We start from the raw sequence: 17,474 nt of genomic DNA, 5'->3' as shown, positions 1-17,474 counted from the left end.
CTATATAATAGGAATAACCGTCTACTTTTAATTTAGGTAGACGGTTATTCTATGTTATGGTTTCGAAATACTTCTAGTTAAAGTATACGTGTTCTGTTTAGCGTAGTTTGTTGTCCATAAAGCTTGGAGAAACGATAAGATGCTATATGGAATATAAAGTAGTAATAAACCAATTGTGACAACTATAGGTGCATTTTTGCCAAATTGGACGATAAATTGTAATAGTCCATTTGTATGAAAAATACATTCCATAAAAACGAATGAAAGAATAATGGAACTCAAAATAGATTTATGATTGGAAGTAAGCGCAATAAATAACGTATCAACAAGGAAAGATGAATTTTTTATTTCGTATTCATTAGTAGTATTTAAGAACGGTAGCCATTTTTTAATTGCTTGCATAACGATTATCATAGAAGTGCTACATACGATGATAAAAGAGGAGAAGAAAGGAAACTTTATGAATTTCGCGATGTAGAGAAGTGATAATAGGATTAAACATTGTAATATCACAGTGCCAAAAGAATACGGTATCCAGCGAAATAAAGAACTACACTTTTTTAATGAGTTTGGTGCTTTTAAAAATAGATGGCCAATTCCTAGACTTATAAAGAAACCGATTACAAGAGTGAATGTGAAACGAACGATCGATAAAAAATATATTTCCCATATGTAGGGGAACAGTGGTGACGAATGGCTAGAGGTATGTATTATATTTTGTGTATGTATAAGCTGATTTGCTGAGAAAAGGATAGGTTCATGCATCCAATCAATTGTTGGAATTGAAATGGAAGAAGACTGCACTAAATTATGGAAAATACTTACAAATCCAGTTAAGTAGGAATAATTATGTGTAATGAATAATGCTGGAAGAGGACTTATGACAAAAATAATCAAAACACCGGCTATAAATTTACATATATGTGAGCGCAATAAGGACATTCAATCACCTACTCTTTGAATATTCAGAAAATTCTTATTCTTATTTTAGCTTTTTTCGGATGAAGTTACAACACATTTTTCTCGAAGTAAGTTAGAGAGAATATACTATACTGAGATTATCCCGCTTTAACGGGTAGTAGACTCCACCTCAAAATTCGACGAATGCGTAGAAGTTAGGTGGGGAGATCAACTGCCCATAAAAGCCCGATTGGTGAAGGCTAATAATAAATGGGTGGAAAAATCCCCACTTATTAAAGTTTCACTTTAAACAAGTGTATGATTAATGAATAAATTATGACGGAAAAATGAATAATTTTCAGAAAAGTAAAATAATATATTTATTTTTTTTTGAAAATATAATATAGTTATGGCACAGAAAGTATTTTAGCATAAGGAGGCTTTTTTTATGAGGATTAAAGGGAATTATGTGCCAAAGAGGGAAGTTTTGTTCTGCTCAAGTTCAATTACGATAGGGGAAATGCTGGAGCATTTAAATAAAACGGGGTATCGTTGCGTACCAGTTTTAGATGAAAAAAAAGAGAAGTTTTTAGGGAATGTATACAAAGTAGATATTTTAGAATATAAAGGTTCACTTGAAGATAATGTATTACAATTATTGAACGATAAGAATGGGTACGTGAGAGAAGACTCTTCCTTCTTTAAAGTATTTTTTACAATTAAAAAACTACCGTATTTATCAGTAGTTGATGAAAAAGGGGTCTTCCTTGGTATTTTGACTCATAAAAAAGTTTTTGAACTATTAGAAGATGCATGGGGGGTCCATTCTAGTAAGTATTCTGTCATGATTGGAACACAAGATTATAATGGGGCCATTCAAAAATTATCGACAGTGCTAAAGAAATACACTGGTATTCAAAGTTTAATGACTTTTGATAATGATGCTTTATTAGTACGTAGAATTATGTTTACATTGGGAGAAGAGTTTGAAGATAGTGAATTAGAAACATTGCTAAAGGATTTAGAAGATCATGGATTTAGAGTTGTGTATGTTGAAGAGATGAAGAATCCACGTGAAGTTGAAACGATAGATTAACAAGTAAAAGCCATCTTATTTTTGGGATGGCTTTCACTTGCTTTTGCATAAAGATATTCAAATATAATAAAGTATAAAAATCGTAAATTTTTAAAAATATTTGCGTAATAGAATAAATAAAGGAGGTATGTGTGGATAATTTTGATTTTCAAAAAATTCTATTTAAAAATATGTTTTTATTTTTCAACCAAATATGTTACTATATGTGTGATAAAAACAAAGAGGTCTGACAACCAAACTCCACGTTATAACACTCTAATGACTTAAATATTCGAAAAAATCAAAATTTATTATTTAGAGTAATTAAAAGGGGAATGGAGAAATTATGGAGAAAGACATTGCTTTGTAAGGGGCATATTTTATGATTATGAACAGAGAGGAGGATGCATAGCATATTGTGAGAATAGAGAAAAACAATGAAAAAGTGCTATGCAAATGAAAGAGATGAAGGGACGATTAAGGCCAGGTGATACGCTAGCAATCGGTTTAATGTTATTTGCATTATTTTTAGGAGCAGGAAATTTAATTTTCCCGCCAGTTTTAGGTCAACAAGCAGGAGAAAATGTTTGGATTGCTACAATTGGATTCCTAGTAACGGGAGTCGGATTACCCCTATTGGCTGTCACAGCTGTGGCGTTTGTAGAGGGGGACTTGAAAGCGCTATCTTCTAGAGTTCACCCTATATTTGCGTTTGTTTTTCCACTGGTTAGTTATTTAGCAATTGGACCATTCTTTGCGATCCCGCGTACTGGAGCTGTTTCATTTGAAATGGGAATGAAGCCGTTTTTATCAGAAGCAATGGTTTCAGAATGGTACATGCTGTTCCTTTACACTATAGTTTTCTTCGGAGTAACGTGGTATTTATCATTAAATCCATCTAAATTAGTTGATTGGTTTGGAAAGTTCCTTACACCGTTGTTAGTATTAATAGTTGCTGTTATTGTCGGAAAGGCAATTATTGATCCGATTGGAACACCGGCTGCACCACTCGCTGCTTATAAAGAAAATGCTTTCTTTGGTGGGTTTATTCAAGGGTATTTAACGATGGATGCAATTAGTGCTCTTGTGTTTGGAATTGTTGTTGTACAAGTTATTCGCTCAAAAGGAATAAAAGAGAGCGGACAAATTGCAAAAATAACAGTCGTATCAGGAGTAATTGCTGTAATAGGTTTAACGTTAATATATTTATCACTTGCTTATCTAGGTTCAACAAGTACATCACTTGGTGTTTCAGAGAACGGTGGTCTTATTTTAACGAATGTTGTAAATGAGTTGTATGGAACGAGTGGGAAAATTTTATTAGGACTTGTTATTACACTTGCTTGTTTAACGACTTCGGTTGGATTAGCATCTGCCTGTGCAGGGTTCTTTTCAAACTTATTCCCGAAATTTTCACATAAAACGATTGTAACAATAGTATGTGTATTTAGTTTAATTGTATCTAACTTAGGATTGACACAATTAATCGCAGTAACTTTACCAGTGTTAATGATCATTTATCCAGTTGCAATTGTATTAATTGTACTTTCGTATTTCCATAAATGGATTGGAAAGCGTAATACAATTTATATTGGTGCAATATTAGGTGCATTGTCGATTAGCTTATTTAATGGCTTAGAAAGTGCGAACATAAAAATTGACGCAATTTCAAATGTACTACAAATGTTACCATTATATAAAGAAGGAATAGGATGGTTAATCCCAGCATGTATTGGCGGGGTTCTCGGTTTCTTCTTCTATAAATCAAATGAATCAAGTGAGTTACAAAAGAAAGGTGCCTAGGCGCCTTTCTTTTTTTGAAGGGGATTTTTATGTTTTGTCTAAGTAGTAATTGGGAGGATTGATAAAATGGCTAGTTTTGAAGATTTTTTAACTTTGGATTTGCGTATTGGGACGATAAGAAAGGCGGAGGAATTTAAAGAAGCAAGGGTTCCTGCAATTAAGTTAGAAATTGATTTTGGAGAATTAGGGATTAAGCAATCAAGTGCTCAGATTACGAAAAGATACAACCCAGAAGATTTAATCGGTCAACAAGTGGTTGCTGTTGTGAATTTCCCACCAAAGCGTGTGGCAGGATTTAAATCGGAAGTGCTTGTACTTGGCGGAGTTCCTGAAGCTGACGATGTTGTTTTACTTCAGCCTAATATGGAACTACCGAATGGAACGAAAATTAGTTAGTGTGAAGGTAGGTGTTAATTTGGATATTGGACGAGAGTATTTAAAATGTGCAATTTCGAATTTCAAAGCAACACAAAACCAAGGAGAACGAGTACTTTCTCAATTATCTTATGAACAAATAATGTGGTCTTCTCATGAGGAGACAAATAGTATTGCGATTATTATTAAGCATTTACATGGTAATATGCGTTCAAGATGGACGGATTTTTTAACGTCTGATGGTGAAAAAACAGATCGTAACCGAGATGGTGAATTTGAAGGGGGCTATCGTTCTAAGGAAGAAGCCCTTGCAGCGTGGCAAGAAGGGTGGGAATACGTTTTTAAAACGATGAATACTATAATGCCTGAACACTTATTAAAGACAGTATACATTCGCGGTGAAGCACTTACTGTCATACAAGCAATTGAAAGACAAATTTCTCATTATGCTTTGCATATTGGACAGATTATTTACATGGGCAAAATGTTAAAAGAAAATGAATGGGAGTGTTTAAGCATTCCTAGAGGTCAGTCTACTAGTTATTTAGAGAAAAAACGTTCAACGTAATAATAGGAAAGAAACCGATATAAGATAGGAAGCAAAAAAATAAGCCAAACGATAGATGGCTCCGTGAACATTAGAATGCTACCAGCAATAAGTCCATATATAATAAGAAAGAAACTAAAGAGTGTATTTATAGGAATAAAACGTGAGACAAATAATTGCTGATTTTTGAAACAAGTGTTGTGAAATAAATAAAAGCGGAAATGCCATGTAGAGGTAATAAGATCTTTCTTTCTTGCTATTCTTTTTTTACATGTATGACAGATGAATGGTGGCTGCATTTCGTTACGCTCCATTTTTTATATTCATTAGTTTCATAATAATTTGAGACAAAATTAAGTACAAAGTGTATATACCTATATATGCTCCTGCAAGTAGAAAAAATGGATTTAGTAAAATTCCATGAATGCTTGTCATGAAAACAAGGCCCTGCATTAAAACATCATATATATTAATAGAAATAATTGTCCCGAGTACATACAGTGCTAAGTATGCGGAAATATGTAGCACAATACGAATTTTAGGATGTAAAGCAAGTAAATAAAAAGTAATTGATAAAGCGATTGGTAATGCTCCTATTAGTAGCTTCAATTCATTTCACCTCATTAACAATATAGCCGGAATTTAAGCGGTCTATTCTCTAGAGCTTGTACATAACTTGAAATAGAGAGGGTGATAGTATGAATCGAGGCTTTTTTTACGTGAAATTAACAAGTGTACGCAAGTTAATTATATTTGTTATTACTACGGTATTAGCGACTTTCTTTCTTATTAGTGTAATGGTAACTTCCATGAAAGAGACAAAGTCAACGTATTTATATAATTGGTTAAATGAGTTATCAATGAATGGTTACATGTATGTTATTGGGAAAGAGAATCATTATTTTACACAGGAGTACCGGAATTTGAATCAAGACTTTTCTATTTCTTCATTCCTCTTTTCGATGGCTACGAATATTCGTTTTGATGATGTACGTAGTTTTGTCGGGAAAGAACTTCCGGGATTTGGGAAGTATGATACAGAAATCGTTATAGCAGGTGAAGGAACAAATTACTCCAACTTACCGATAGAATCGAGTGTTCCTCTTGAAGAAGTAGTGAAGGAACGGACTGGAGAAGCTGGACAAGTTCCTAAGCCTGATCCGAATAAAGAGAAGAAACAACCATCTCAAACGACGGGAAAAAGACAAGTTGCATTGATTTATCATTCACATAGCTGGGAATCTTATTTGCCGTTACTCAACTTAACGAATGATCCAAATCCAAATAAAGCAACGAGTTCTGTAACGAATATTTCAATAGTTGGCGATCGATTGCGTGAACAGTTAGAAGGCGAAGGAATCGGTGCTACTAACGATAAAACTGATGTTGGTCAAAAATTAATAAGTAAAGGATTAAATAGTAATAGTTCTTATAAACTGTCACGAGAAATTGTACAAGAAGCGATGGCTGGTAATAAAGAACTCCAATATTTTTTCGATTTGCACCGTGATAGTGCACGGAAAAATGTCACGACAAAAACAATTGGAGATAAATCATATGCAAAGCTTGCTTTTGTAATTGGGAAAGGAAATAAAAATTATGAAAAGAACTTACAATTAGCAACAGCTCTTCATGAGGAAATTAATAAGAAATATCCAGGAGTGAGCCGTGGTGTAATTCAAAAAGGGTTCCAAACAGGAAATGGAGTCTACAATCAAGACTTATCAGGACAGGCGATTTTAATTGAAGTTGGTGGCGTAGATAATACAGAGGAAGAATTAAATAGATCGATTGATGTTCTTGCTAAAGCATTTGGAGGGTATTTTTGGCAAGCGGAAAAAGTGAATGGATAAAGTGGGAATTTAATTAGCCGGAGTGTTTATCCTACTGATTATTAGCCCTCATCAATCAGAATACCCGTTAATACGGGAAAAACGTAAGCGAGAAGCTTACGTTTATTTTGTTTGTTCATAATCTATAGGTAGAGAGAGATGTCACATTATAGACAAAATTCCCTATTATTATATTGATATCGAAATTTGTCTATTTATAGTTAGAAATTTAGAAAGGGATTTTCGGAATAGTGGAGAAAATCTTTTTACAAGGAAAGTTTTTAACTAACAGGATGGGTAGGAGATCAAGGTGATACGAGAGATTAGAGTAGAAGATGCAACATCGTTTTTGCAATTAAATAAGCAATTGGACGAAGAGACGAAATTTATGTTATACGAACTAGGAGAAAGAAAAACTACAGTAGATCAACAAGAAAAGATGGTCCACCGTTTTATAGAAAATGAATATGCGACAATATTTGTAGCAGTTGAAGAAGAGAGAATAGTAGGGTTTATTTTAGTTAATGGAAATAATATTCAAAGAAAGAGACATGTGGCAGGCATTGTAATTGGTATTTTGCAAGAGTATAGTGGCCGAGGTATTGGAACGAGTTTGTTTAAAGAAGTAGAGAAGTGGGCAAGATTACATGATGTATGGCGTTTAGAATTAACGGTAATGGCCCACAATACAAGAGCTCAGGCACTATATAGCAAAATTGGATTTGCACAAGAAGGTGTCAAAAAATCTGCTCTTATCATCGATGGAAGAGGTATCGATGAGTATGAAATGGCCAAATTATTAAAATAAGAGGTCGTTATATGAAAAAAAGATGGGCACTACTTGGTACCATAGCAATGATACTGATCGTTGGAGTAGCAGGAATAAATTATAAGATGTACAAGGAAAAAGAGGCGCGGGAAGTGAATGTAAACAATATATTCCCGAAAGCTAAAGAAACGATTGCTAATATGGATGGGGATATCGCAGTCATTAGTAATCCAAATTCGATGCTTGTACTTGTGAATAAAAATAGGCGTTTACCAGATGGGTATAGACCGCCAGATTTAGTTGTTCCGAAAGTACGTTACTCTAGTGAAGGTGATCAAGAAAAGAAAAAGATGAGGAAAGAGGCAGCGGTGGCACTTGAGGAAATGTTTCAGCAAGCCGATAATGAGCGGATTTTCCTTTTTGCAGTCTCTGGATTTAGATCTTTTGATAGACAAAAAGCATTAAATACGATGTATAAAAGGCAAGATGGGGAAGCAAAGACAGCGATGTCTAGTGCAGTCCCTGGTACGAGTGAGCATCAAACAGGACTAGCTATGGATATTACATCTCAATCAGCTAAGTTTCAGTTAGAAACTGTTTTTGGGGAGACGAAAGAAGGAAAGTGGCTTTCTGAAAATGCCCATAAGTTTGGTTTTGTTATTCGATATACGAAAGAGAAAGAAGGGATTACCGGTTATCGTTATGAACCGTGGCATGTACGGTATGTTGGGAATCCGCAAGCTACATATTTATATGAAAACCAACTGACGCTTGAAGAAGTAACGGAGTAATGAATTGAGGGGAGAGGGCTAAGATGACGATGTTATATAAGAAAAAGGTACATGCATATATTACGAGAGAAAAAGAAGGGGTTATGCAACTACTCGTTTTTAAACATCGTGATATACGAGAGGCTGGTATCCAAGTGCCGGGTGGGACAGTAGATGAAGGGGAAACGTTAGAGGCAGCAATTTTACGTGAAGTGCAAGAAGAGTCAGGACTACGCCATTTTTGTATCGAGCGCTTCCTTTCTGATTACATTATTTATATGAAAGAAAAAAAGGAATATCAAAAACGTCATTTTTTCCACATTTCATTATTAACAGATGTGAAAGATACGTGGGAACATATAGTAAGTGCTGGTGAGGAAGACAAAGGTTTGGTATTTTGTTATGAGTGGATTGATATTAACAAATGCCTTGAATTAGCAGGTAAACAAGGAGAGTTTTTACATTTGCTAGAAGAGGTATATGTAAAATAATAAAAAGGGTCTGAGGCGATATTGAATTCGGTTCAGACTATTTTTATTTCTCTGTAAATTAAAAATTTTTAAATAGGTGAGTTGAATTCCTGTATAGGGATAGTAGTTGTTAATGCGAGGAGCGGAGAAAATGAAAAAGTAATAGATATACGTCATATATATAAGGGCTTATAAAAGGGGAATGAAAATGGAAATTCAGTTCAATACACTATTGCAAAAAGAATTAACAATTCATGATATACAAACTGCGATGGAGGATGGGAAGTTAACTTCAAAAGAATTAGTCATGTATTATCTTCATAGAATCGCAAAGTATGACCAAGATGGTCCGAAAATCAATTCTATTTTAGAAATCAATCCGGATGCTATCTTTATTGCAGAAGCGCTAGATCATGAAAGAAAGACGAAGGGTGTAAGAGGCCTATTACATGGTATACCTGTTTTACTTAAAGACAATATTGAAACGAGTGACTCAATGCATACAAGTGCAGGTACGATTGCTCTGGAACAAAATATAAGTAGTGAAGATGCATTTCTTGTTAAAAAGCTCCGAGAAGCAGGTGCAATTATACTAGGGAAAGCAAATATGACAGAGTTAGCAAACGGAATGTCTTTTGAAATGTGGGCTGGATATAGCGCTAGGGGCGGTCAAACAATAAATCCTTACGGAACAGGAAAAGATGATATGTTTGCCGGTGGATCGAGTACAGGGTCTGCCGTTGCAGTTGCTGCTAACTTTACAGTATTATCCGTTGGCACGGAAACAGATGCTTCTATTTTAAGCCCAGCTGTTCAAAACTCTGTTGTAGGTATTAAACCGACTGTTGGTTTAATTAGCCGTAGAGGCATTATTCCGTTCACATATTCTCAAGATACAGCCGGTCCGTTTGCTAGAACGGTAACAGATGCTGCTATTCTTTTAGGGAGCTTAACGGGAGTGGATAAGATGGATGCAGCGACTCTCAAAAGTGAAGGAAGGACAGAGCAGGATTATACAACTTATCTTGATATTAATGGGTTAAAAGGAGCGAAGATTGGTGTGTTTAGTAATGCACCAGAAGATTATTACGAATCTGGTGAGTATGATGAAAAATTGCTTATAGAAACGATTCAAGTGTTACGTAATGAAGGGGCGACAATAATAGGGGATATCGATATTCCATCTTTTCATAGGGAATGGAGTTGGGAAGTACCGCTTTATGAACTGAAGCATAGCTTAGATAACTATCTTTCTAAATTACCTTCCAATATTCCAGTGCATTCGATTTCAGAACTAATTGATTTTAATAATCAGATAGAAGAAAAGGCATTGAAATACGGACAAAATAAATTAGCAATCAGAAAAGATTTTCCTAATACGTTAAGAAATCCTGAATATTTAAATGCAAGATTAGAAGATATATACTTTTCACAAGAACAAGGAATTAATTTTGCATTAAAAAAATACGATATTGATGCGATAATGTTCCCTTCATATATAGGCTCTACAATATGTGCAAAAGCTGGTTACCCATCTATAGCAATACCAGCCGGATATATGAAAAGCGGGAGACCTTTTGGGATTACTCTTGCAAGTACTGCTTTTAGTGAAGGAACTTTAATTAAGTTGGCATATGCTTTTGAACAAGCGAAAAAACATAGAAAGATTCCGAACTTATCATGAATAGAGAATACAAAAGGACAGGTGAACCCTGTCCTTTTTGCTCTATAGATTAAAATGAAATATCTTTCTTCTCTGTCTTCTGATATTTTAATAAGCTAAAAGATAAACAAGCCGAACATAAAATAAGAAAAGAAGCGATAATATAAATAGTGCGAACACCGAAAATGTCAGTAATTGTAGCTGATTTAGTTGTGATATAGATGTGAGTGGTAATAATCATTATATACACAATGTCAGCGAGAGTAATGCATATTTTGGAGCCAAAATAGTAAGTTAGTGAAAGTTTCGGCAATAAGAATACCACTTTTAAATCAATAATGTTTTTAAAATTATAATAATTATGATCTGAAAAATTTTTTTTGAAAGAATTAAATTTTTTGTCATTTTTTGAAAGGAATTTTCATGTATAATGAAGAATATATTAATATAGTATTTTATTAATGCTTGTTGTAACAGCGAATACATATAATAGCTTGTAGCAAACGCCCCCTCTATGAGAAAGGGCGGATAAACCATTCTTTTCTTCATATACATATAGAAAATGAGAAAGAAAGTGAGGGTTGCATATGGCTGGATGGGTGATTTGGTTTATAATAGCGGGTATTTTATTTATTGCAGAAATGTTGTCGATTACGTTTTACATGCTTTGGCTTGGAATTGGAGCTGTTGTCGGAGGTCTTATTGCTTTGTTTGCTCCTGATGCACTATTTTTACAAGTTGTTGTTGGGGCGATTGTAAGTTTAACATTGACTTTCTTTACGAAAAGAATTTCAAAAAACTTTCGAGAAGCAAAAGGTTTTACTGATACAGTAGATAAACTGGTTGGTAAAAATGGAATTGTTATGCAAACGATTACAAGTGAAGTGAACGGTATTGTGAAAGTGGATGGAGATACTTGGACAGCTATTTCGGATACTCCTATTGATGCTGGAGAAAAAGTCGTTGTTATAAAGAGGCATAGTACTATTTTACAAGTGAAAAAGGAGAGTGAATAAATATGGTAGTAGCATTAACGTTAACGATTATTTTCGCATTGATTGTCGTTGTATTTATTGCATTGACGATTAAAATTATTTCTCAGCAAAAAGTTGGGGTTGTTGAAAGGTTTGGTAAATTTCAACGGATTATGCACCCAGGATTAAATATTTTAATCCCAATTGTAGATCGTGTTCGTGTATATCACGATTTACGTATTCAACAAACGAATGTACCACCGCAAAAGGTAATTACGAAAGATAATGTACAAGTAGAAATTGATACAATTATTTTCTATCAAATTGTTGAACCAGAGCTTGCGACATATGGTATTTCAAACTATGAATATGGTGTTCGTAATATTACATCTGCAACAATGCGTCAAATTATTGGTAAAATGGAGCTTGATGAAACATTATCAGGCCGTGAAAAAATTTCAACAGAAATTCGTTTAGCACTTGATGAAGCGACAGAAAAATGGGGCGTTCGTATTGAGCGTGTCGAAATAGTCGATATTAACCCACCAAAAGATGTGCAAGTATCAATGGAAAAACAAATGAAAGCAGAACGTAATAAACGTGCGATCATTTTAGAAGCTGAAGCAGCAAAACAAGATAAAGTCCTTCGTGCTGAAGGGGAAAAACAAAGTAAAATTTTAATGGCTGAAGGGGATAAAGAAGCGCGCATTCGTGAAGCGGAAGGTATACGAGAAGCAAAAGAATTAGAAGCGCACGGGGAAGCAAGAGCGATTGAGGAAATTGCAAAAGCAGAACAAAACCGAATTGAATTACTTCGCGCAGCAGATTTAGATGAGCGCGTACTTGCTTATAAATCATTTGAATCATTGATTGAGGTTGCAAAAGGGCCAGCAAATAAAGTCTTTATTCCGTCTAATGCAATTGAAACACTTGGTACTCTTGGTGCGATTGGAGAAATTTTCAAAGAGAAACAAGCGAAGAAATTACCTTCGTCAGATACAGAAAAATAACTATAAGAGTGAGGAAGAGAAATGGGGTGCCATTTCTCTTTTTTTGTACGTATATTACGAAAGGCTTGTACATATCCATGTATAAAGAAGGTGATACAGTGAGAAAGTATGCAACTCGTATACATGGGAAAAAACTAGCTTCGTTACTCTTTTTATATGCACTAATAGTAATTATTATTGCGTCGATTTTGACGTCACTTTTACATACAATGAAATCGAATTATGCGAATCAATGGTTTGGAAAAGTATCTATGCAAGGTTTTGTTCAAATGATAGAAAGTGAGAATCGCTATTATGGATTTGATTATTTTAAGCAAAATAAACGAGAATCAGTTGGGAATTTAATGTTCTCTATTGCGACAGATTTGAAAATAAAAGATTTAAGAACATTTGTCGGGAAAGAAGTACCTGGTATGTCAAAGTATTACTCGAATATTATCGTAGCTGGGGAAGGGACAAACTTTACGAATATCCCAAATGAATCTAGTGTACCGATTGAAGAAATAACGAAAGAGCGAGAAGTAGCAAAAGATAAAGTTACAGAAGCGGAAAAGAAAAATCCAGTGCAGAAAAAGAACGGAACGAAAAAAGGAGAAAGCGCAGTATACATTTATCATACACATAGCTGGGAATCCTTCTTTCCGTTATTACCAGGGGCTACCGATCCATCAAGTCCGGATGTAAATGTATCCTTACTAGGGAAACGTATGAAAGAACAACTTGAAGGACAAGGAATTCCGGTAATTCATGATAAAACGAATATGGGAGATTTATTAGCAAGTAAAAAATGGAAATGGCCGCAATCATATAAAGCGTCTCATGGATATGTAAAAGAAACATTAGCACAAAATAATAAAATTGCGTTTCCGATTGATATACACCGTGATGATCAGCGGAAGAAGGTAACAACAAAAGTAATTAACGGGAAATCGTATGCAAGATTATATTTTATAATTGGGATGGAAAATGAAGGGCGTGCTGAAAATGAAAAAATTGCAAGGGCAATCAATAGTTATTTAGATGAAAACTATTACGGATTAAGTAGAGGGATTTTTCCGAAGTATAAAAAAGATGGAAATGGCGTTTATAACCAAGATTTATCTAAAAATGCGATGTTAATTGAAGTTGGTGGTGTTGATAATACGTTAGATGAATTATATAACACAATTGATGTGTTAACGGAAGCCTTTAGTAAGTATTATTGGAATGATGCAGAGAAAGTGAATGGGTGAGGAACGGGAAATCGTTCCTTTTTTATTTTTGAAATCCTAAAATATGATATAATAGAATTTTGTGAATTTTAAACAAGGAGTGGGATAGACATGCAAATACTATTAATACGTCATGGTGAATCGGAAGCTGATATTTTAAATGTACATGAAGGTCGAGCTGACTTTGAATTAACAGAAAAGGGAAGACAGCAAGTACAAAGACTTGTACAGAAAGTGAAAGCAGACTTTCCACCAGATTTCATTTGGGCAAGCACATTAAAACGTGCTCGAGAAACTGGTGAAACATTAGCAGGAGAAATCGGATGCGAAATTCAACTAGAAGAGGAATTAATGGAGTTCAATAATGGAGTGCAAGCAGGTTTATCATTTGAAGAAGCGAAAAAATATCCAGAGCCAAAATTTCTTCATGATCGTTTTGAAAACGGGGAATCATTTATTGAATTTAGAATGAGAATAGAAGGAATCTTTTCTAAAATCGTGACAGAAAATACATATGAACGGATTGCAATTGTTGCACACGGTGGTGTAATAACTAGTATTTTTCGAGCGTTTTTCCAAATGCCAATTTCAATGGACTATTATTTTAAAATGGGAGATACGGGAATTAGTTTGATTGAAATTGAGGGTGCACAAAAAACGGTACATTTCATAAATGATACGAATCATTTGGACGGGATGTAAGGACCTGTGTACAAAGTTGTATTTTTTTGATGTTGACGGTACCCTTTTAAGTGAGATTGATAGAAGTATGCACGAAAGTACAAGAGAAGCGATACAAAGGTTAATAGATAAAGGGATTCACGTAGTTGTTACAACCGGGAGACCATATAGCTTATGTTCACAATTTAAAGAGCTGGGCATAAATACGTTTATTTCTGCAAATGGTGCACATATAAAATGTGCTGATGAAGTTATACATAAATCGGTACTTTCAAGTGGAATTGTTCATGATATTTCAAATTTCGCTGAATTACAGAATCACAGTGTTTCTTATTTTACAGAGGAATTTGTAATGAATGGTATTGCCTCAAAAGACGAACGTGTAATACGAGCATTAAATGAAACGTTAAATTTAGAGCGGTATCCTGACAAAGTTAGAAACTTATCAGAAGAGATTTATTGTGTATGTCTGTATGCTGATGAAACAGAAGCTCAAAAATTCTTTGAAAGATATCCAGCACTTACGTTTGAACGTTTTCATGGTTACGTTATGAATGTGTTGGAAGATAATAAAGTATCGAAGCTAACTGCAATTCAAAAGGTATTGGAACATCTGGAAATTTGTAAATCAGAAGCAATTGCTTTTGGTGACGGTGGAAATGATGTTGAGATGTTACAGTATGTAGGACTAGGAATTGCGATGGGTAATGGTGGAAATGAGTTGAAAACAAGAGCAGATTTCGTTACAAAGAAATCAAGTGAAGGTGGCATTTCTTTTGCTTTAAAAGAGTTTGGGATTATTTGAAAAAATAATTAGTCAGCGTAAAAACATCCTGTTTTAATAACAGGATGTTTTTGTCTCACAATATTCTTGCAATAAAAGGCAGAATGTGAGTATAATGAAAAATAGTTAGGTAAGCTAATTAATTAAAGGGAAAGGAGAGTGAAGATGAATGGATTCAAGAAAAGATTCTCTTCCTTTAGGGATTGAGCCTTATGCAGAGTTAATAAAAAAGACAGCATCAGCGGATACGGATCCAATCGCAGCAAAACTTGGTTTGTTAATGTTATGGACGTCTGATAATGTTCTTGATGCTGTTGACGTAGATTTAGCTCCGCTTGGTATTTCGGAAAGTAAATTAGATTTTTTACTGTTGTTTATTTTACGTGAAATGGAATCGAATGTGGAAGAAGTGAACATGAGTCCTTCGGATATTGCGAGTCGATTAGGGATTACACGTGCTTCTGTCACTGGCTTATTAGATTGGATGGAGAAACGAGAGTTAATCGTAAGATTCCATCATTCTGAAGATCGAAGAAGATTAAAAGTGAAAATTACTCCAAAAGGAAAAGAACTAGTTACGCATTCTTTACCAACTTTTTGGTTATCTTGCGCTTCGTTAGTTGATGACTTTAATCAAGAAGAGCGTCAAGTTTTAGAGAAGTTATTAAATAAAATGCAAGTAACTATGCAGAAGAAATTAGGAGAAGGCAGATAAAGAAGTTGATTGTGTGAGTCAACTTTTTTATTTAGACATATAATTAGGTTACCTTATTATATGTCTAGCTAATTTGATGAAGGGTGGTGATATGTCTTTTAACGTAAACAAATTAAGTAAGTGTTAAAGGAATGTCGTTTTGAGTAGTTTACTTTAGATGTTTTAAACCGATGGGGAAAATCATTGTAAGGGGGAGATTTTATGATGGAAATATCAAAAGAAGTAAATAGTGAAAGGAATTATGTAGTAATGACAGCGGTGTTATGTTGGGCAGGTATGGTAGTTATGTCCAGCCTATATGTGACGATTCCTTTAAATGCTCTATTTTCAGACCTTTTTAAGGTTTCATTAGCGCAATCTGCGGCTACAGGCAGTATATTTTCTGTAGGCTTTGCTATAGGTTGTTTGTTATTTGGGGCAATCTCTGATAAATATGGGCGGAAGAAAGTGATTTTTATCGGATTACTTGCGCTGTCGATTGTTTCTTTTTTATTAGGGTTTGTCGATAGTTTATTTTGGCTTGTTATTCTTCGAGGATTACAGGGTATAGCAGCAGCTACATTTTCTCCAGTAGCGTTAGCTTACGTTGTAGAAATGTTTCCAGTAGAAAAAAAGGTTACAACAATAGGATTTGTTAGTACCGGTTTTTTAGTAGCTGGAATTGCAGGGCAAGTAATAAGTACTGCTGTTAGTCAGCATTTTGGATGGCATATGGTGTTCTTTCTTCTTAGCATTGTCTATATCATTACTGCTGTATGGATCCATTATTTTCTTCCGAAAGGGGAAACGTCTCAGTCCTATACTGATATTTTGGGACCCATTAAACAGATGGGTAAAGTCTTTACACATAAAAGTTTAGTATTGAGCTATATGATTGCTTTTGTTTTATTAATGGCTTTTGTTAATATGTATACTGTTTTAGGGAATTATTTGAGCTCTCCTACTTACAATTTAACTCCAGAACAAATTCTTTATTTTCGCTTAGCAGGGCTATTTGGTATGTTGTTGTCACCACTTACGGGTCGTTTAACAAAGAGGTTCGAAGTAAGGCAAGTTCTTCAGGGCGGATTGTTGTTCTCTATTTTTAGTCTAAGTTCAATGGGCTTTATTTCGAACCTGCCGCTACTTGTAATGATGAGCGTCTGTTTTGTAATAGGTATTGCTATATCCGTTCCGTCTTTAGTTTCTCTTGTCGGCCAATTAGGAGAGAAATCAAGGGGAATAGCAGTTTCTATTTATACTTTCATTTTATTTTTAGGAACTAGTATAGGACCTATTATTTCTATTTATCTTATGAAAATAGGGGACTATGCTCAGACGTTTATTTTATTAGGATTGATACTCTTTATTGGTTTTGTTTCCACTCTTTTTATTCGAATAAAGGAATGCAAGGATCTTTAATATGCTCAACTAATAAAATATGAATTTGCCCGCGATGATGATAAAAATGTGCAACGATTTCAAGCAACCATTCGAATCGAGAGTAAGAAATACCCCAATAAGCAGTCATAATTTCCGCTAATTCTTCATTGGAATAGGATAAAAAAGTTTTAGAAAGTAAATCGTACCCTTGTATCATCGTTTGCTGCATTTGAGTAATTGTTTCTGGTGTTTGTTCTATATAAAAGGTATGTAATTCTTTTTCTGTAATACCATTTAATATGAGTAAATCAGCATGGCAAATAAGGGAAAGATGTGTACACATTTCAAATAATGACCGCTTTGATTCAATCGGTTGTATTTTTAAATCACTTTCAGTATATTGGTTCAGTATTTGAATGGAAGTATCGATAGCAATTTTAACTTGATTCAGTGCAGATGGAACAAACATTGTAATTATTCTCGCCTCCGTATATAATAATTTCTTAAGGGTATTATATCATACTCAAAATTCC

Annotated in this window: 20 protein-coding genes and 1 pseudogene; 16 read left to right on the top strand and 5 right to left on the bottom strand. The window is 34.4% G+C overall.

What is annotated here, in order from left to right:
* Window positions 1-54: 54 nt before the first annotated feature.
* Window positions 55-942, bottom strand: coding sequence for a hypothetical protein (locus MKX77_RS14220; protein ID WP_215556105.1), 888 nt, complete (start codon window positions 940-942; stop codon window positions 55-57).
* Window positions 943-1,348: 406 nt separating this feature from the next.
* Between MKX77_RS14220 and cbpA the strand changes: the two genes are divergently transcribed.
* From cbpA to MKX77_RS14200, 4 genes are all read left to right on the top strand, one after another.
* A complete protein-coding gene (gene cbpA, locus MKX77_RS14215) occupies window positions 1,349-1,996 on the top strand; it encodes a cyclic di-AMP binding protein CbpA (RefSeq protein ID WP_002031550.1) in 648 nt (215 codons plus the stop codon).
* A 444-nt stretch (window positions 1,997-2,440) separates the two neighbouring features.
* Window positions 2,441-3,778, top strand: a complete 1,338-nt coding sequence (gene brnQ4 / locus MKX77_RS14210; RefSeq protein WP_087945943.1) for a branched-chain amino acid transport system II carrier protein BrnQ4 — start codon at window positions 2,441-2,443, stop codon at window positions 3,776-3,778.
* Between the two features lie 66 nt (window positions 3,779-3,844).
* Entirely contained in the window at window positions 3,845-4,174 is a 330-nt protein-coding gene (gene csaA / locus MKX77_RS14205) for a chaperone CsaA (protein WP_215556107.1), read from the top strand.
* On the top strand, window positions 4,155-4,721 hold the full coding sequence (locus MKX77_RS14200; RefSeq protein ID WP_341306990.1) for a DUF1572 domain-containing protein: 567 nt from the start codon (window positions 4,155-4,157) through the stop codon (window positions 4,719-4,721). The genes csaA and MKX77_RS14200 overlap by 20 nt, the downstream gene beginning before the upstream one ends.
* On the opposite strand, the gene MKX77_RS14195 is transcribed toward MKX77_RS14200, so the two are convergent.
* Window positions 4,694-4,999, bottom strand: a complete 306-nt coding sequence (locus MKX77_RS14195) for a permease (protein WP_252188759.1) — start codon at window positions 4,997-4,999, stop codon at window positions 4,694-4,696. The genes MKX77_RS14200 and MKX77_RS14195 overlap by 28 nt on opposite strands.
* A gap of 4 nt (window positions 5,000-5,003) precedes the next feature.
* Window positions 5,004-5,309, bottom strand: coding sequence for a hypothetical protein (locus tag MKX77_RS14190; protein ID WP_215556109.1), 306 nt, complete (start codon window positions 5,307-5,309; stop codon window positions 5,004-5,006).
* An 89-nt stretch (window positions 5,310-5,398) separates the two neighbouring features.
* On the opposite strand from MKX77_RS14190, the gene spoIIP (MKX77_RS14185) reads away from it, so the two are divergent.
* From spoIIP (MKX77_RS14185) to MKX77_RS14165, 5 genes are all read left to right on the top strand, one after another.
* On the top strand, window positions 5,399-6,553 hold the full coding sequence (spoIIP, locus tag MKX77_RS14185; RefSeq protein WP_341306989.1) for a stage II sporulation protein SpoIIP: 1,155 nt from the start codon (window positions 5,399-5,401) through the stop codon (window positions 6,551-6,553).
* A gap of 289 nt (window positions 6,554-6,842) precedes the next feature.
* Window positions 6,843-7,340: a GNAT family N-acetyltransferase gene (locus MKX77_RS14180; protein ID WP_002158142.1), complete on the top strand. Its 498-nt coding sequence runs from the start codon at window positions 6,843-6,845 to the stop codon at window positions 7,338-7,340.
* Window positions 7,341-7,351: 11 nt separating this feature from the next.
* Window positions 7,352-8,092: a M15 family metallopeptidase gene (locus MKX77_RS14175; protein ID WP_341306988.1), complete on the top strand. Its 741-nt coding sequence runs from the start codon at window positions 7,352-7,354 to the stop codon at window positions 8,090-8,092.
* Between the two features lie 23 nt (window positions 8,093-8,115).
* The gene (locus MKX77_RS14170) at window positions 8,116-8,562 is read left to right on the top strand and encodes an NUDIX hydrolase (RefSeq protein WP_341306987.1); all 447 of its coding nucleotides are present in this window, start codon (window positions 8,116-8,118) and stop codon (window positions 8,560-8,562) included.
* Between the two features lie 187 nt (window positions 8,563-8,749).
* Window positions 8,750-10,225: an amidase family protein gene (locus tag MKX77_RS14165; RefSeq protein ID WP_341306986.1), complete on the top strand. Its 1,476-nt coding sequence runs from the start codon at window positions 8,750-8,752 to the stop codon at window positions 10,223-10,225.
* 88 nt (window positions 10,226-10,313) lie between these two features.
* Here MKX77_RS14165 and MKX77_RS30685 read toward each other — a convergent pair.
* Window positions 10,314-10,517: pseudogene (locus MKX77_RS30685) on the bottom strand (MFS transporter); the annotation flags it as partial.
* 274 nt (window positions 10,518-10,791) lie between these two features.
* Here MKX77_RS30685 and MKX77_RS14160 point away from each other — a divergent pair.
* From MKX77_RS14160 to MKX77_RS14130, 7 genes are all read left to right on the top strand, one after another.
* Window positions 10,792-11,220 (top strand): NfeD family protein, encoded by a 429-nt coding sequence (locus MKX77_RS14160; protein WP_341306985.1) that lies wholly within the window; start codon window positions 10,792-10,794, stop codon window positions 11,218-11,220.
* A gap of 2 nt (window positions 11,221-11,222) precedes the next feature.
* The gene (locus MKX77_RS14155) at window positions 11,223-12,188 is read left to right on the top strand and encodes an SPFH domain-containing protein (protein WP_341306984.1); all 966 of its coding nucleotides are present in this window, start codon (window positions 11,223-11,225) and stop codon (window positions 12,186-12,188) included.
* Window positions 12,189-12,214: 26 nt separating this feature from the next.
* Window positions 12,215-13,420 (top strand): stage II sporulation protein P, encoded by a 1,206-nt coding sequence (spoIIP, locus tag MKX77_RS14150; protein WP_341306983.1) that lies wholly within the window; start codon window positions 12,215-12,217, stop codon window positions 13,418-13,420.
* Window positions 13,421-13,510: 90 nt separating this feature from the next.
* Window positions 13,511-14,101: a histidine phosphatase family protein gene (locus MKX77_RS14145; RefSeq protein WP_341306982.1), complete on the top strand. Its 591-nt coding sequence runs from the start codon at window positions 13,511-13,513 to the stop codon at window positions 14,099-14,101.
* Window positions 14,073-14,885: a Cof-type HAD-IIB family hydrolase gene (locus MKX77_RS14140; protein ID WP_341306981.1), complete on the top strand. Its 813-nt coding sequence runs from the start codon at window positions 14,073-14,075 to the stop codon at window positions 14,883-14,885. Before MKX77_RS14145 ends, MKX77_RS14140 begins: the two co-directional genes overlap by 29 nt.
* A 148-nt stretch (window positions 14,886-15,033) precedes the next feature.
* On the top strand, window positions 15,034-15,579 hold the full coding sequence (locus MKX77_RS14135) for a MarR family winged helix-turn-helix transcriptional regulator (RefSeq protein ID WP_341306980.1): 546 nt from the start codon (window positions 15,034-15,036) through the stop codon (window positions 15,577-15,579).
* A gap of 204 nt (window positions 15,580-15,783) precedes the next feature.
* Window positions 15,784-16,980, top strand: a complete 1,197-nt coding sequence (locus MKX77_RS14130; RefSeq protein ID WP_341307968.1) for an MFS transporter — start codon at window positions 15,784-15,786, stop codon at window positions 16,978-16,980.
* Here the strand turns inward: MKX77_RS14130 and MKX77_RS14125 are convergent.
* Window positions 16,949-17,410, bottom strand: coding sequence for a DinB family protein (locus tag MKX77_RS14125; protein WP_016104636.1), 462 nt, complete (start codon window positions 17,408-17,410; stop codon window positions 16,949-16,951). The genes MKX77_RS14130 and MKX77_RS14125 overlap by 32 nt on opposite strands.
* Between the last annotated feature and the right edge of the window lie 64 nt (window positions 17,411-17,474).

Origin of the sequence: Bacillus sp. FSL R9-9410, assembly GCF_038050385.1 — a bacterium.
GTDB lineage: Bacteria > Bacillota > Bacilli > Bacillales > Bacillaceae_G > Bacillus_A > Bacillus_A cereus_U.
Note: the sequence above shows the minus strand (reverse complement) of the source record. Positions and strands in the feature narration are given on the sequence as shown.

Excerpts from the sequence above, each read along its gene's own strand:
- MKX77_RS14220 (WP_215556105.1), bottom strand. The coding sequence starts at position 942 with ATGTCCTTATTGCGCTCACATATATGTAAATTTATAGCCGGTGTTTTG.
- cbpA (WP_002031550.1), top strand. The coding sequence starts at position 1,349 with ATGAGGATTAAAGGGAATTATGTGCCAAAGAGGGAAGTTTTGTTCTGC.
- brnQ4 (WP_087945943.1), top strand. The coding sequence starts at position 2,441 with ATGAAGGGACGATTAAGGCCAGGTGATACGCTAGCAATCGGTTTAATG.
- csaA (WP_215556107.1), top strand. The coding sequence starts at position 3,845 with ATGGCTAGTTTTGAAGATTTTTTAACTTTGGATTTGCGTATTGGGACG.
- MKX77_RS14200 (WP_341306990.1), top strand. The coding sequence starts at position 4,155 with ATGGAACGAAAATTAGTTAGTGTGAAGGTAGGTGTTAATTTGGATATT.
- MKX77_RS14195 (WP_252188759.1), bottom strand. The coding sequence starts at position 4,999 with ATGCAGCCACCATTCATCTGTCATACATGTAAAAAAAGAATAGCAAGA.
- spoIIP (WP_341306989.1), top strand. The coding sequence starts at position 5,399 with ATGAATCGAGGCTTTTTTTACGTGAAATTAACAAGTGTACGCAAGTTA.
- MKX77_RS14175 (WP_341306988.1), top strand. The coding sequence starts at position 7,352 with ATGAAAAAAAGATGGGCACTACTTGGTACCATAGCAATGATACTGATC.
- MKX77_RS14170 (WP_341306987.1), top strand. The coding sequence starts at position 8,116 with ATGACGATGTTATATAAGAAAAAGGTACATGCATATATTACGAGAGAA.
- MKX77_RS14165 (WP_341306986.1), top strand. The coding sequence starts at position 8,750 with ATGGAAATTCAGTTCAATACACTATTGCAAAAAGAATTAACAATTCAT.
- MKX77_RS14160 (WP_341306985.1), top strand. The coding sequence starts at position 10,792 with ATGGCTGGATGGGTGATTTGGTTTATAATAGCGGGTATTTTATTTATT.
- MKX77_RS14155 (WP_341306984.1), top strand. The coding sequence starts at position 11,223 with ATGGTAGTAGCATTAACGTTAACGATTATTTTCGCATTGATTGTCGTT.
- MKX77_RS14145 (WP_341306982.1), top strand. The coding sequence starts at position 13,511 with ATGCAAATACTATTAATACGTCATGGTGAATCGGAAGCTGATATTTTA.
- MKX77_RS14140 (WP_341306981.1), top strand. The coding sequence starts at position 14,073 with ATGATACGAATCATTTGGACGGGATGTAAGGACCTGTGTACAAAGTTG.
- MKX77_RS14135 (WP_341306980.1), top strand. The coding sequence starts at position 15,034 with ATGGATTCAAGAAAAGATTCTCTTCCTTTAGGGATTGAGCCTTATGCA.
- MKX77_RS14130 (WP_341307968.1), top strand. The coding sequence starts at position 15,784 with ATGGAAATATCAAAAGAAGTAAATAGTGAAAGGAATTATGTAGTAATG.
- MKX77_RS14125 (WP_016104636.1), bottom strand. The coding sequence starts at position 17,410 with ATGTTTGTTCCATCTGCACTGAATCAAGTTAAAATTGCTATCGATACT.